Genomic DNA, 14,733 nt, shown 5'->3' with positions numbered 1-14,733 from the left:
ATGACCCGCTCCGCCCCGCCGGCGAGCACAAAGCGCACCTCCGGGGCGCGCGGCTGGTTGAGCCAGCACCTCGACAAGTTGCCCACCCTCGCCGCGCTGATCATCTTTTTCGGGATGATCGTCTACGGCGAGGCCGCGTACGGCCGGATCTTGCAGGCGAGCACCGTCTCGAACCTGCTGGTCAACAACGCCCACCTGATCATCCTCGCCGTGGGGCTCACCTTCGTGATCCTCACCGGTGGCATCGACCTCTCGGTCGGCGCGGTGATCGCGTTCAGCAGCGTGAGCGGTGTGCTGCTGATCAACGCCGGCTGGAATCCGTGGCTCGTCATGGTCCTGATGGTCGTGATCGGCGCCCTTTTCGGCGTGATCTCGGGCGTCCTGATCCAGTACTTCGCCGTGCAGCCGTTCATTGCGACGCTGGCAATGATGTTCCTGGCCCGCGGCCTCGCCTCGATGCTGAGCACCGTGCCGGAACGCCTCCCCGAGGATTCCGCGGTGCTGAGCCTCGCCGCCCCGATCAAGCTGATCGACGGCCCGAAGGTTAATGACTTTGTCATTAGTCCCGGAGTGATCATCGCGATCCTCGTCGTTGCCGCCGCGTTCTTCGTGCTGCACCGCACTCGCCTCGGGCGGACGGTCTACGCGATGGGCGGCTCCGAGCAGTCGGCGGCCCTGATGGGCCTGCCGGTCGTGCGCACGAAGCTGTTCATCTACATCATCAGCGGCACGCTCGCCGGTCTGGCCGGAGTGGTCTATACGGCCCGCCTCGGCAGCGCGCAGAACATCACCGGCACCGGCTGGGAACTCGACGCCATCGCGGCGACCGTCATCGGCGGCACGCTGCTCACCGGCGGCGTCGGCTTCGTCCTCGGCTCGGTGGTCGGCGCCCTGGTGCTCGGCCTGATGAACGTCCTGATCACCCGCGACGGCGGCATCCCGCCGGAAGCGACCACGATCATCACCGGCGGCATCCTCCTGGTCTTCGTCCTCCTCCAGCGCGCCGTGATGGCCCGCAGCAAGACGTAGCCGGGCTCTCCAGTCAGACCGGTGCCCCCTCGTCCCCGTGGACGAGGGGGCACCGCCGCGTTCGGGGGGCGAAGCACGGTCGCCGTTCGTCTGTCGCTACCTACAGGCCCAAAGACGTCGCTCACAAGTGCGCAACCTCGACAATGAGGATTTGCTCACACGGCCTCGGCTGCCCTACTGTCAGCATCCTCACGAGATGCCGTCCTACAGCTATCACTCGGACGATATTCGCGACAAGCAGCTTTCTGCAATCCTTGCTCAGGACCCGTACGCCATCTCATCCGATTGGAGCTACTCACATCAACTCAGACTGGTGGGAATCCCCCGAGCCGCCGCTTGTACTGCCACGATCGCAGCATAGCCGGATCATGTGGCGAATCATCGGGCTCTGCGCACTGCTTGTCGTGATTGTCACAATCGTCGCAATTACTCTGTTACTCGATGATGACCCGACCGCCGGCACTAAGCCTCCTGGCGGCGCCGATCGAGCCACTGTGACCGATATTTTCACGGCTGTGGATGCGTCCGACACTGAAGGGCTCCGTCGAGTTATCCCGGCGACATCGGACGATCTCCGACAGGAAGTTGTTCGCAGCTGCGGAGACATCGACCCAGACGGGCGATTTATCGACATTCATAACGACCTCGTGCCGTCGCGGGTAGCCGTCGAAGTGAGCGGAACGTCACGACAAGGCAGCGAGAGAGAAGTCTGCACGCTCTACCTCCAGTGGCTCCGGGATCAAGGGTGGAAAGTCTCGGGCCACACGGGAGGACTGAACGACCGCTCTGGATGATCGTCAGTCTGCGTGAGTGAACCGCCTCGCTTCCCCGCCGACCCCGATCGCTCCTCTTGTGAGGCGCTGCGACTCGTCGCGAATGGTCCCCTCGAGGCTCGAGTAACGACCACATGTGACGAGTGGGTACGGACGGCGGCGAGACGGCGCCGGAGCGACGGGAAAGACGGCGAAGGTTAGCCGGCTGGGGGTTCACGGGCGGCTCGCCAGCGTGTTACCGTGAACATCGCTGGCGACGACGTCGGTCCTCCCTCTGCAATGGTGCCGAACTTGGAGCAAAGCGCAATGAAGCCCTTCCTGCGACCACTCGTCCTCGCGACAGCCGTCGCCCTCACGGTCCCCCTCCTGACAGCCCAGTCGGCGACCGCCGCTCCGGCCGACAGTCTCGTCCTGCGCTACGCGCTCGACGAGACCAGCGGGACGGTCGCCGCTGACAGCTCGGGCAACGGCCGCGCCGGCACGCTGGTAAACGGAGCAGCGCCCCGCGGAGCCGCGGGCGTCGCGCTCGACGGCACCGACGACTACGTGAAGCTGCCCGACAACGTGCTCGCGGGTCTGAACTCCATCACGGTCAGCACCGAGGTCCTCGTGAACGCGAACCAGGGCACCCCCTACTTCATCTGGGGCCTCGGTAACACGACGAGCGGAGCCGGCAACGGCTACCTCTACACGACCGGCAACAGCTACAAGGCGTCCATTGCCACCGGCAACTGGACTACCGAGCAGACCGTCAACTCCGGCGCGAACCTCGCCCGCAGCGTCTGGAAGACGCTCACCTACACACTCGACGACGCCAGCGACACTGCCCGTCTTTACCTCGACGGCGCTCAGGTCGCGCAGCAGACCGGAGTGACGATCACGCCCGCCGCGATCGGCAACGGCGCCACGACGGCAAACGCGATCGGCCGCTCCGTCTACACCGCCGACAAGACCCTGGCCGGCTCGGTCCGCGACTTCCGCGTCTACAGCACCGCGCTCAGCGCGACCGACGTCGCTACCCTCCAGGCCACCGAGAGCACCCGCGTCGCGCGCGACTCCGCCGCCCTGAACCTCGGCGATCTGTCCTCGGTCGCGACGAACCTCACCCTCCCAACCAGCGGCCCCAACGGCTCCACCATCGCGTGGGCCTCCAGTGCCCCGGCCGTCATCTCGACAAGCGGAGTCGTCACTCCGCCCGCCACCGGCGTCGCCTCGGTCACCCTGACCGCCACGATCACCCGCGGCTCGGCGACGACCACCCGCACCTTCACCGCGACGGTCCCGGCGAAGGACGTCAACACCGACGCGCAGAAGGCGCTCGACGCCCTCTCGATCGTCAACTCCGGCGATGTCCGCGGCAACGTCACCCTGCCCGCGAAGGCCGGCGCCTACGACGTCGTCTGGTCCTCCTCGAACGCCGCCGTGCTCAGCACGACCGGCGTCGTGAACCGCCAGGCTGCCGCCACCACCGTCACGCTCACCGCGACGATCGCGGGCACCACCGCGACGCGGCAACTGCCCGTGACGGTTACCGCCGCTCCCGCCGGACTCGACACCGAGTACGACGCGGGCTACCTCTGGACCCACTTCGCCGCGACCGACTACGAGAAGATCTACTTCGGCTCGAGCACCGACGGCCTGCACTGGTCGAAGCTCAACAACGACAAGGCGGTCCTCGCCAACCTCGCTGGCACCCTCGGCGTCCGCGACCCGCACCTCGTGCGCTCTCCCGCCGGCGACGAGTACTGGATTCTCGGCACCGATCTGCATGCAGAGGGCACCGCGGGCGGAGGCTCGTGGGACCAGGTCAACGCCAGCCAGAAGCTCGTCGTCTGGCGCTCCACCGACCTCGTGAACTGGAGCGACCAGAGCCTCGTCTTTGCCGGCTCCCCGAACGCGGGCAACGTCTGGGCACCCGAGGCGATGTGGGACGAGACGACCGGCCAGTACTACGTCTACTGGTCCGGACGCGACAAGACCCAGGTCGGCACCGACGACTGGGCGCTGCGCGTCTACGTCAGCACCACCCGCGACTTTGTGAACTTCTCGACCCCGACAGTCTGGCTCGACGAGAACTCGCCGACGAACAACGCCGACGGACCGAACATCATCGACACCACCATCGCGAAGGAAGGGAGCACCTACTACCGCTTCTCCACCTCCGACTGGCGCACCGTCGTGGACACCGCCTCGAGCCTCGCCGGCCCCTGGACGCGCGTGATCGCCCGCGGCGAGGAGAAGTCGCACGGCCTCTCCGACCACCTCGAGGGCCTCACCGTCTATCAACTGCCCGACGGCCGCTGGGTCGTGATGGGCGACTCGTTCGGCTACTCCGCCTTCGTCACCGACTCGCTCGCGAGTCTGCAGTTCACCGCCCTGCCCACCGGTGCAACCGGCGAGAACACCTCGTCGTTCTCGAAGCCCTTCCGCCACGGCTCGGTGCTGCGCCTCTCCAGCGCCGAGGAGTCCCGCCTGATGGCCGCCTACGGCACCAGCACCGGCGGACCGGCCGCGAAGCCGGTCAATGCGGCCGGCGAGATCCTCCGCTACACCTTCGACGGCGGTTCGGGCAGCACGGTGCGCGACAGCTCAGGCAACAACCAGAACGGTACGCTGCCCTCCGGCGGCACCTGGAAGGACGGCGCCCTCCAACTCGACGGCACCGACGATGAGGTGAAGCTGCCGAACGATCTGCTCGCCGGAGTCACGGACCTCACCATCCAGGCCGACGTCTGGATCGACCCCGCCCAGGCCAGCCCCTACTTCCTCTACGGCCTCGGCAACACGACGAATGGCGCCGGTGACGGCTACCTGTTCACCTCCGGGAACAACTACCGCACCAGCCTCGCCACCGGGAACTGGACGACCGAGCAGACCGTCTCCGGCGGCTCGGCCCTCCCGCGCGGCACCTGGGCGCACCTGACCTACACGCTGTCTGGCACGACCGGCACGGTCTACCGTGACGGAGTGAAGGTGGGGAGCGGCACGGTCACGACCGACCCGAAGGACATCGGCGGCGGATCCACGTCAGCCAACTCCATCGGCCGCTCGAACTACGACGCGGACAACCGCTTCCGTGGCCAGATCCGCGAGTTCGCGATCTACAACCGAGCACTCAGCGCGACCGAGGTGCTTTCCGCCTCGGGTAACACGACGGCCCTCGCCGACGTGACCCTCGGCGGGGACGTGCTGAGAACCGCTCCGATCGTCGACTCGGCCTCGCGCACCGTCACCTTCCCGGTGAAGCCGGGCACCGACCTGACGATGCTCACTCCGACCTTCGTCACGGCCGGCGGAGTCACGGCGAGCCCCGCCTCCGGTACCGTCCGCAACCTTTCCACCCCGCAGACCGTCGTGCTCACGCCCACCGGCGGCGGTACCGCGACCACCTGGACGCTGAAGGCTGTCGTCATGGCGTCCCCGATCATCCCGGGTCTGTACGCCGACCCAAACATTGCGGTCTTCGGAGACACCTACTACGTCTATGCGACCACCGACGGCATCCCCGGCTGGGGCGGCAACGCCTTCTCCGCCTGGTCGTCACAGAACCTCGTCGACTGGACTCGCTCCGAGAAGCCCTTCCTGACCCTGGATGGCGCGAACGGGAATGTCCCGTGGGCCACGGGCAACGCGTGGGCGCCAACGATCATCGAGAAGGGCGGGAAGTACTACTTCTACTTCTCGGGCCACAACGCTTCGCTCAACCGCAAGACGATCGGAGTCGCGGTTGCGGACAACCCGCTGGGCCCGTTCACGGCACAGCCGACGGCGATGATCACTAACGACGAGTCCGTGAACTCCGGCCAGGCCATCGACCCGGCCGCGTTCACCGACCCGGAGACCGGGAAGAGCTACCTCTTCTGGGGCAACGGCTCGCCCGTCTACGCCGAGCTCTCCGACGACATGCTCTCGATCAAGGCCGACACCATTAAGCGGATCAGCGGCCTGACCGACTTCCGCGAGGGCACGTTCGTCAACTACCGCGACGGGATGTACCACCTCACCTACTCCATCGACGACACCGGCTCCGAGAACTACCGGGTCGGCTACGCCACCGCGACCAGCGTCGACGGACCGTGGACCTACCGCGGCGTGATCCTCGAGAAGGACCCGGCGCAGGGCATCCTCGCCACCGGACACAACTCGATCATCACTGTGCCGGGCACGGACGACTGGTACATCGCGTACCACCGCTTCGCGATCCCCGGCGGCAACGGGACGACCCGCGAGACCACGATCGACAGGGTCACCTTCGATCCGACGACCGGCCTGATGCAGAAGGTCGTCCCGACCCTCACGAGCGTCGCGCCCCAGACGATCGTCGATACGGCACCGCTCGCGGCGTCGATCACCGGGAAGGCGACGGTCGGCAGCACGCTGACCGCCTCCGCCTCCTCGCCGTGGACGGCGACCGGCTTCCAGTGGACGCGCGGCGGCACGGCGATCAGCGGGGCCACCGGTTCGGCTTACACGCTGACGGCCGCTGATCGCGGAGCGACGATCTCGGTCGCCGTGACCGCCGCGAAGCCGCAGTGGTCGCCGGCCACGGCCTCCGCCTCCGTCGGCCCGGTCACCGACCCGGCGCCCGCGCTCGCGGTCACTGCTACCTCGGGGACGCGCTGCATCGCCGGGAAGATCGTCGTCACCGCGACCGCCACGAACCCGAATGCCTTCGCCGCGAAGATCGTGATCGGCACGACATGGGGCTCGAAGAGCTTCGCGGACGTCGCTCCCGGCGCCACCGTGTCGTCCGCCTTCACCACCCGGGCAATCAGCGTGACCGACGGATCGGCGACCGCCACCGCGACCGCGTTCATCGGCGGGAAGCCGGCCACCGCCTCCGCGACCGCCCCCTACTCCGCAGCCAGCTGCAGCTGACCGCGGGACCCCATACCCACTGAGATCGAGCCGGCGACGACGCCGGCCGGAGAACGGAGAACACCCGCTATGAACACCCGATCCCTCTTGATCCGCGGAGCCGCTGGTCTGGCCGGAGGCGTCCTCCTGCTTGGAGTCGCCGGAACGGCCTTCGCCGCCGACAACTACGGCAGCGACGACGTCGACGTGAACGTGGACATCGCCGAGCTGCCCTCGACGGGCGCGCTCTCGATGACTGTCGACGGCACGTCAACGACCCTGACCGAGGACGGATCCGACAACGTCCGCCGCCAATTCACCGGGGCCCTGCCCACCGTCACTGTCACGGACACCCGCGACGCCGACGACGCGCCCGCGGGCACGGGCTGGTACGTCCTCGGCAGCGCGAGCGCCTTCACCTCCGCCGATGGCTCCACGATCGGAGCAGAGAACCTCGGCTGGACTCCTGCCCTGGTCGACGGCGGGGACCTCGGGCTCGTGGCTGCCGGCGACCAGGTCGACACGGCCATCGACGGCGGCGAGGACGGCGTGGGGCTGAAAGACCAGGAGCTGCTCGCCCTGGCCATCGACTCGCAGGAAATCAACCCCGAGGGCTCGTGGAGCGCCAACGCCGACCTGTTCCTGCGCACGCCCGTCGACGTGGACGCCGGCGCGTACACCTCCACCCTCACCCTGTCGCTCTTCGAGTGACCTGTCGCCGCCGCTCCGGGCTCTCGGACCGGCGGCTCTCCCACGGCCGATCGCGGCCGGGCCCCACCGCCCGGCCGCGTCGCGCTTCCCTCCGTGCGACTCTGAGGTTCTGATGACTACTCTGCGCCGATCCGCCGCTGCCCACCGACCCCTGATCCCCGCGCTCCTCGCGCTGGTCGTCGCCGCACTCGCACTCGGGGTCGCCCCGCAGGCGGCGGCGCAGGACGACGCGATCACCTGGGCCGTCAGCCCCTCGACCGGCGGCGTGCCCGACAAACGTTCCTGGGTCGAACTCGAGCTCGAGCCGGGCGCGGTCGCCTCCGACGAGGCCGTCGTGCGCAACCTGAGCACGGAGGCGGTGACGTTCCGGATCAGCGCGGCCGACGGCTACTTCACCGACACGGGCCGCTTCAGCATGCTGGAGTCGGGCCAGGAGTCGGTAGACGCCGGCACCTGGATCTCGGCTCCCGAGACGGTCACCGTCGAGCCGGGCGGCAGCGGGACGGTGCCGTTCACCGTCACCGTGCCCGAGAACGCGACCCCCGGCGACCATGCGGCCGGCATCGCCGCCTCCGTCGTCTCCGAGGGCACCGGCCCGGACGGTTCTGGCGTGGGGGTGGAGAGCCGAATCGGCTTCCGGGTGATGACCCGGGTGACGGGCGAGGTCGCTCCGGCGCTCTCGGTCGAGAACACGGCGGGCGACTACCGGCTCTCGTGGAACCCGTTCCAGCCCGGCTCCCTCTCGCTCGTCGCCGACGTCGTCAACACGGGCAATGTGCGCCTGCTGCTCGACGGCACCGCGAGCGCCCAGGGCGCCTCCGCCCCGCTCATCGCCTCGGACACCGCCCGGCAGGAGCTGCTGCCGGGCGACCGCCGCACCGTCTCGGTGCAGCTCGACGGCATCTGGCCGCTCTTCGGAGTCGGCGCCAACCTCACCGTCGCGCCCACCGTCGTCGCTCCCGACCAGGCACCTGTGGCGGTCGCCCCGGTGACGGAGTCGCTGACGGTCGCCGCCGTTCCCCTCCCTCAACTGCTCGTCCTCGCGGGCGTCGCGCTCGTGCTGGCTGCCCTGCTCGCCGGCCGCTCCCGCTCCCGCCGCCGCGTCGCCGCCCTGGTGCACCAGGCCCGCGAGGAGGGCCGCCGCGCCGCCGCTGCCCCTGCGCCTGCCCCGCGCCCGTGAGGGAACCCCCAGACCGTCGAGGGCGCCCGCACCCGGGGCTCCCTCGACGGTCCAGGGTTCCCCCAACGCTCGGCCGTGCGCCAGAGTGAACGGATGACCACCTCACTGGAGGCGCCGGCTCGGCGTCTCGGCCTCATCGCGGTCGTCGCGACCCTCGGGGGGCTGCTCTTCGGCTACGACACCGGCGTCATCAACGGGGCGCTGGAGCCGATGTCGGTCGAACTCGGGCTGACCGCGCTCACGGAGGGGGTGGTCACCAGCTCGCTGCTGTTCGCCGCCGCGTTCGGTGCCATCAGCGGCGGTCGCCTCTCCGATGCGATCGGCCGGCGCGCCACCATCCACCTGCTCGCCGTGCTGTTCCTGGTCGGGGCGCTCGTGTGCGTCGTGGCGCCGGGCTATGGAGTGATGGTGATCGGCCGCGCGGTCCTGGGCCTCGCCGTGGGCGGGGCCTCGGTGGTCGTGCCGGTCTACCTCTCCGAGATTTCCCCCTCCGAGATTCGCGGCTCGCTCGCCGGGCGCAACGAGTTGATGATCGTGATCGGCCAGCTCGCCGCCTTCGTCGCCAACGCGGTCATCGGCACCGTGTGGGGCGAGCTGCCCGGCGTCTGGCGTGTGATGCTCGCCGTCGCCGCCCTGCCCGCCGCGGCGCTCCTGATCGGCATGACCCGCGTGCCGGAGTCGCCCCGCTGGCTGCTCGCGCACGGCCGCCGCGACGAGGCCCTCGGCGTCCTGTCGACGATTCGCTCGCCCGAGCGGGCCGAGGAGGAGGCGGAGGAGATTGCGCGCTCGATCGGCGTCTCCGAGGGCCCCAAGGTCCCGCTGCTTCACGCGCTTCGCGAGCGCTGGGCCGTCCGCATCCTGCTGGTCGGCATCGGCATCGGAGTCGCGCAACAGCTCACCGGCATCAACTCGATCATGTATTACGGCCAGTTGGTGCTCACGGAGGCGGGCTTCGACCACGACAGCGCCCTGATCGCGAACATTGCCCCCGGCGCACTAGCCGTGATCGGCGGACTGATCGGCCTGCGGCTGATGCAGACGATGAACCGGCGCACGACCCTCCTGCTCGGCTATTCGCTGACGACCGCGATGCACATCCTGATCGGCTTCGCCTCCCTCGCCCTGCCGGTTGGCAACCCGGCTCGGCCGCTGGTGATCCTCGTGCTGGTCGTCGCGTTCGTCGGCAGCATGCAGACGTTCCTCAATATCGTCACCTGGGTGATGCTGTCCGAGATCTTCCCCCTGCGGATCCGCGGGGTCGGCGTGGGCATCGCGATCTTCTGCCACTGGCTGACGAACGCGGCGCTGGGACTGTTCTTCCCCACGCTCGTCTCCGGCGTCGGCATCACCGGCACGTTCTTCCTCTTCGGCGCGGTCGGCGTCCTGGCGCTCGTCTTCATCGCGAAGCGCGTGCCCGAGACGCGCGGCCGAGCCCTCGAGGAGGTCGAGGCAGGCGTCGTCTCTGGCTCCCTTCTCCCCCGCTGACCCCGCCCCGGGTGAGGGTGGAGGCAGGGCTATTGGTAGGTGATGAGGTCGGGGAGGGGGCGGACGGTGGTCAGGGTCTCGGCGGGGGTCAGCATGGGCTTGTCCTCGTCGTAGAAGTTTTTCCAGCCCCAGGCGATGTCGGGGGCGGCGTCCTGGTGCAGTGCATCCCAGGTCGCCTGCTTGTCGGGCTGCGAGCCCTGGCCGTCGACGTGGATGAGGAACTCGAGCTCAGGTCGGTCACGGCGGATGCTCTCGCGGTCCTGGAGCATCGTCAGCCGGAACTGGTGCAGGACGAACATTTTCGGCGGCAGGCCCTCGCTGTGCACGAGGTCGGCGAGCCACTCCGACACGCTGTCGACCTCGGCGGCGGAAACGCGGCCGATCTGCTGGAGCGGCTTCTGGCCGGGCAGCAACCGCCACTCCGGATCGAGGGCCAACCCGACGTGGGGCAACCGGAGCAGGTCGGCGTACTGCTTCGCCTGCGTCAGGAAATCGGTCAGCCCTGACTGGAGATCGAGCACCACGTACATCCCGGCCTCCTGCGCCGCGTCGAGGTAGGGACGCAGATCGGCGGGGTCGAGCTCGTTCGAGTAGTTGCCGTCCGACCCGGGTTCCCCAGCCGCGACCGTCGTGATGATCTCGAGGCTCGGAACCACCTGCTTCTCGGTCAGCGCGCGGTACGGCTCGGCCACCGCCTCCGCGCGGGCGATGGTCGGCGCCAGGTCCTGCTCGCCCAGGACGCCGAGCACCGGCGCTCCCGGAGTGCCGTAGATCGCGACGAACAGGTGGTTGCCGAAGGCGCGCTGGCCTCCGCCGGGCAGCTGCCAGCCGTTCGCGGCCGCGCGCACGGCCCACTCGGGCTCGGGCTGCGCGGCGAGCACCGGGCCCAGCAGCAGGGTGCAGGAGGCGTCCGCGTCGGCTATCGCGGTCACGGCGCCTCCTGAGGCGAGCAGGTCGTCACCGTCGACCACCGTGATGGGGACGCCTGCGGCCCGAGCGGTCGCGAACGCGGCGACGTCGGCGTCCTCGGCGCGAGCGAGACCGTGCAGGCCGGTCAGCGCCTCCGCCCGCGGTGGGAGGGAGCCGAACGGAGGATCGGCCGGTACGGCGGGGGCGTAGGCGGCGAGGTCGGCCAGCGTGAGGTCGGTGACACTGACGCCGGTCGCCTTCGAGAGAGCCGCCGCGTCGGAGGTCGAGACGACCACGGTGACACCCTCCGGCGCACTGACATTGCCAATCGCGATGACCCGTGTGACGCCGAGGCGCACGAATTCCGCGGCGAGGGCGTCGGCGGCCGGAGCGGAGGCGGTGGGGGTCGGGGAGTCGGAGGGCGAGGCGGAGTCGGTGGACGCCGCCCCCGGGTCCGCGGGCGTCGCCGTCGCCGCGGGCGTCGCTCCAGCGTCGTTCGCCGCACCGATCAGCAGCGGCACTCCCCACGCGATGCTCACCTGGGCGGCGCGGAGCCGCGAGGTGGGCACATCCTCCACAAGCACGACCAGTGGCGCCGCCGAGAAGAGGGCAGCGCTCGCGGCGAGAGCGTCGGGGACCAGGGCGACCGGACCACTCGGCGCAGCCGTCCGGGTGCGCGGCGCCTCCTGGTGCCCGCCGTCCGGCGCGGTCGCGTCCGGCGTGCAAGCGCTGAGCAGAGGGAGCACCCCGAGCCCGCCGAGAACGACACTGCGACGGGACAGACGGGTACTGGGCGGGTCGGACGGGGACGATGAGGGCACGGTGGATCTTTCCTCTCGGAGCCCCGGCAGGGGCTCAACTCGGCACGTGTTTCCCGTCGACTATTGCAGCCCCCGCGTCCCCGCCAGGTGGTCACCCGCCAGGAGAGGCCACGAGCGCACACCACTTTCGTGGGTCAGACGGCGGCCTCTCCCTTGCCACACCGCGCCTTTAGACCGTGCGCGGCGCCTTCGCGAGGTTGGCCTCGAGCTCGTCGCGGTTCTGGCGCACGACGTACGCCGGACGGTCCCGCTCGACCCGCCACGACTCGCTCAGCGGCGTGATCGCAACGGTGTCAAAGCCCATCCGGTCGTAGAGGTCGGTGACGAAGCGGATCGCCTCGGGGTAGTCGCTGGAGGTGGCGAGCGCCCGGCGGTCGGGGGTGCCGGCCGGCGATCCCGACGTGGTGATGTCGGCGGCCATGATGTGGTTGAAAGCCTTCACGACCTGCGACTGCGGCAGGTGCTGCTGCAGCATCTCGCTGGTCGTGGTCTCGCCCGCATCGAGCGCCTCGATGTGCCCGTCGCGCTCGAAGTAGTAGTTGTTCGTGTCGAGCACGATCTTGCCGGCCAGCGGAGCGACCGGCACCTCCTCGAGGTTCTTCAACGGCACGGTCACGACGGCGATCTCCGCGGCCTCGGCCGCCTCCTGTGCCGTCGCGGCGCGGGCCTTCGGGCCGAGTTCCGCAATGAGGTCGGCGAGGGTCTCGGGGCCGCGCGAGTTGGCGATGACCACCTCGTCCCCGAGGGCGATGACCGCCCGTGCGACCTGGCTGCCGATGTTGCCTGCTCCGATGATTCCGTAGGTTGTCATGCTGGCTCCAACGCGGTCGGACCGGCACCATTCCACTCTGCGGCGGACTCTCACGGCGCGTCCAGGTGCGGCCGCTTCTGCGGTAGTTTCGGACGTTGGGCGCCCGAAAGCCGTCAGGCGCTGGTGCCCCGAAGCGCCGCCCCCGGACAAGGAGCCCGTGATGCCGCAGTACGACCTCCCACTCGATCTCCTGGAGCAGTACCGTCCCGAGCTGCCGCAGCCCGAGGGCTTCGCCGAGTTCTGGCGCGACACGATCGCCCAGGCGCGGTCGGTTGCGACGGAGCCGCGCTTCGAGCAGGTCGACGCGGGCTTCCGCCTCCTCGACACCTACGACGTCACCTTCTCCGGCTACGGCGGCCACCCGATCCGCGGCTGGCTCATCCTCCCCCGCGGCATCGAGGGCCCCCTGCCCGCCCTCGTCACCTACATCGGCTACGGAGGCGGTCGCGGCCTCCTCGATGAGTGGACCGCAATGAGCGCAGCCGGTTACGCCCACCTCGTGATGGACACCCGCGGACAAGGCTCGGGACACCGCTCCGGAGTCACCCCCGACCCCGGCGGCACCGGCCCACACGTGAGCGGATTCATGACGCAGGGCATCGAGGCCCCCGCCGACCACTACTACCGCCGCGTCTTCACCGACGCCGTCCGCGCCCTCGACGTACTGCGCGCGCACCCGGCCATCGACACCTCCCGCGTCGCCGTCTCGGGCCACAGCCAGGGCGGCGGCATCGCCCTGGCCGTGACCGGGATCCTCGGTCTACTCGGCGAATCCGCCTCCGCTCGAGCCGCGATCATCGACGTGCCCTTCCTCAGCCATATGGAGCAGGCGGTGCGAATGATCGACACCATGCCCTACGGAGAGATCACCCGATACCTCCGCACCCACCGAGGCTCCGAGTCCTGGGTCTTCGACACGCTGTCCTACTTCGACGGCACCTCGTTCGCCCCACACGCCCACACCCCGGCGATGTTCTCGGTGGCCCTGCTCGACGACATTTGCCCACCCTCAACGGTCTACGCCTCCTACAACCGCTACGCGGGGCCCCGCGACATCCGCGTTTACCCCTTCAACGGCCACGAAGGCGGCGAGGCGTTCCAGCTCGCCGAGCATGTCCGCTTCCTGGCCCGCGAACTCGGGTAGGGGGTGCCTGAGTGTTCGGTAGGTTCTCCGTCGCAGAATGGCCTCGCTGCGGCAGTGGCGAGGCTCGCGCCTGTTCGATGGGCGGATGACCAGCCGTCGCGCGAGTGTCCCAGTGTTGCCTCTGACCATTGCAGCGTCGGCGTCGCCCTCGGAGTCACCCAAGGGTCAGCTTGCTCACGCACACCCTCATCACCAGGAAGAACGACACCCGCTTCGCGTTGCGCGTTGTCCTCCCGGAGCATCCCCGCGGCATAACCAGGAGCACATCGAGCAATAGCCACTACTCGGTACGAACCATCCGTAGTGCTCGTCATAAAGCTGGCCCTCAGCACTGGGCCGCCTTTTGCATAGACAGTCGGACGGGACGTCGAGTCGGCGACGCGCACCGTCATTCCTCGTGATTCCCAATATGCTGCAATCTTACGCACGTCTCCCCTCGAAGTCCTTCCCCGGCCGGGCCCAATGCTCATAGCTATAGTTTGCGCCCTCTACTCCACCGGCAAGGGAACATACGGCAGGTACCGATTCGCCATTTCGTGGCCACCATCCTTCAATATCTAGCTACTTCGTCGTTTCCACCACCAACTCGACCACCTTGTCGCATCCCTCTCGTGGGCTCATCTTATCCACTGGCTTGGCCCCGTTCTCCGCGCACGCGGACATCATCCCTGTCGTCATGATCATCACCATCACGCCAGCTCGGCGCGAACGGTAAGAGACCTTCCACACGGTCAGCCACATCCTTCAAGCAATTCCCTAAAATCGGTCCACCTCAGGGGCTCGTTTACCTCACCCACGAACTCGGGTAGGGCGTGGGCTACAGAAGTCGGAGGCGTGGTCCGGCTCGGTCGACGATCCGCAACAGGACGCACCGGAGCTAGCCCCGACCAGCGCTTCGACGACTAGCGACAGCTAACGAGCGGTCTGAGAATACGGTCATCGAGAGTGGTGATCACTCCGGCGTTGCCTGAGGCGTTGGCATGATCTTTCTCCGCGCGCTTGGCTTCTCCACG

General features: G+C 68.8%; 8 protein-coding genes. 6 read left to right on the top strand and 2 right to left on the bottom strand.

The genetic code is table 11. The features are described 5' to 3' along the window. The 5 genes from HRF29_RS10595 (at nt 1) to HRF29_RS10575 (ending at nt 10,035) form a co-directional block, all read left to right on the top strand. Complete coding sequence (locus tag HRF29_RS10595) at nt 1-1,029, top strand: ABC transporter permease subunit (RefSeq protein ID WP_173248715.1); 1,029 nt, start codon at nt 1-3, stop codon at nt 1,027-1,029. Between the two features lie 1,079 nt (nt 1,030-2,108). Next, the gene (locus tag HRF29_RS10590) at nt 2,109-6,680 is read left to right on the top strand and encodes a family 43 glycosylhydrolase (RefSeq protein WP_173248545.1); all 4,572 of its coding nucleotides are present in this window, start codon (nt 2,109-2,111) and stop codon (nt 6,678-6,680) included. A 69-nt stretch (nt 6,681-6,749) separates the two neighbouring features. Continuing rightward, nucleotides 6,750-7,370 carry a hypothetical protein gene (locus tag HRF29_RS10585; RefSeq protein ID WP_173248543.1) on the top strand — a complete coding sequence of 207 codons (621 nt, stop codon included), beginning with the start codon at nt 6,750-6,752 and terminating at the stop codon, nt 7,368-7,370. A 112-nt stretch (nt 7,371-7,482) separates the two neighbouring features. Further along, entirely contained in the window at nt 7,483-8,550 is a 1,068-nt protein-coding gene (locus HRF29_RS15190; RefSeq protein WP_173248541.1) for a WxL protein peptidoglycan domain-containing protein, read from the top strand. Between the two features lie 93 nt (nt 8,551-8,643). Further along, entirely contained in the window at nt 8,644-10,035 is a 1,392-nt protein-coding gene (locus HRF29_RS10575) for a sugar porter family MFS transporter (RefSeq protein WP_173248539.1), read from the top strand. A 29-nt stretch (nt 10,036-10,064) separates the two neighbouring features. Here HRF29_RS10575 and HRF29_RS10570 read toward each other — a convergent pair whose 3' ends face one another. Both HRF29_RS10570 and HRF29_RS10565 read right to left on the bottom strand, forming a co-directional pair. Next, on the bottom strand, nt 10,065-11,765 hold the full coding sequence (locus tag HRF29_RS10570; RefSeq protein WP_343043717.1) for a hypothetical protein: 1,701 nt from the start codon (nt 11,763-11,765) through the stop codon (nt 10,065-10,067). A 169-nt stretch (nt 11,766-11,934) separates the two neighbouring features. Further along, nucleotides 11,935-12,576, bottom strand: a complete 642-nt coding sequence (locus tag HRF29_RS10565; RefSeq protein ID WP_173248537.1) for an NADPH-dependent F420 reductase — start codon at nt 12,574-12,576, stop codon at nt 11,935-11,937. 160 nt (nt 12,577-12,736) lie between these two features. Here HRF29_RS10565 and HRF29_RS10560 point away from each other — a divergent pair, with 160 nt between their 5' ends. Beyond that, the gene (locus HRF29_RS10560; protein WP_173248535.1) at nt 12,737-13,720 is read left to right on the top strand and encodes an acetylxylan esterase; all 984 of its coding nucleotides are present in this window, start codon (nt 12,737-12,739) and stop codon (nt 13,718-13,720) included. Nucleotides 13,721-14,733 lie beyond the last annotated feature (1,013 nt).

This window comes from Rathayibacter agropyri, assembly GCF_013249015.1.
In the GTDB taxonomy this organism is placed as follows: Bacteria; Actinomycetota; Actinomycetes; order Actinomycetales; family Microbacteriaceae; genus Rathayibacter; species Rathayibacter agropyri.
This window is presented reverse-complemented; position numbering and strand designations above follow the sequence as displayed.

What these genes read in the sequence shown, in the direction of transcription:
- HRF29_RS10560 (WP_173248535.1), top strand. Translation starts at nt 12,737, where the DNA reads ATGCCGCAGTACGACCTCCCACTCGATCTCCTGGAGCAGTACCGTCCC.
- HRF29_RS10575 (WP_173248539.1), top strand. Translation starts at nt 8,644, where the DNA reads ATGACCACCTCACTGGAGGCGCCGGCTCGGCGTCTCGGCCTCATCGCG.
- HRF29_RS10565 (WP_173248537.1), bottom strand. Translation starts at nt 12,576, where the DNA reads ATGACAACCTACGGAATCATCGGAGCAGGCAACATCGGCAGCCAGGTC.
- HRF29_RS15190 (WP_173248541.1), top strand. Translation starts at nt 7,483, where the DNA reads ATGACTACTCTGCGCCGATCCGCCGCTGCCCACCGACCCCTGATCCCC.
- HRF29_RS10590 (WP_173248545.1), top strand. Translation starts at nt 2,109, where the DNA reads ATGAAGCCCTTCCTGCGACCACTCGTCCTCGCGACAGCCGTCGCCCTC.
- HRF29_RS10595 (WP_173248715.1), top strand. Translation starts at nt 1, where the DNA reads ATGACCCGCTCCGCCCCGCCGGCGAGCACAAAGCGCACCTCCGGGGCG.
- HRF29_RS10585 (WP_173248543.1), top strand. Translation starts at nt 6,750, where the DNA reads ATGAACACCCGATCCCTCTTGATCCGCGGAGCCGCTGGTCTGGCCGGA.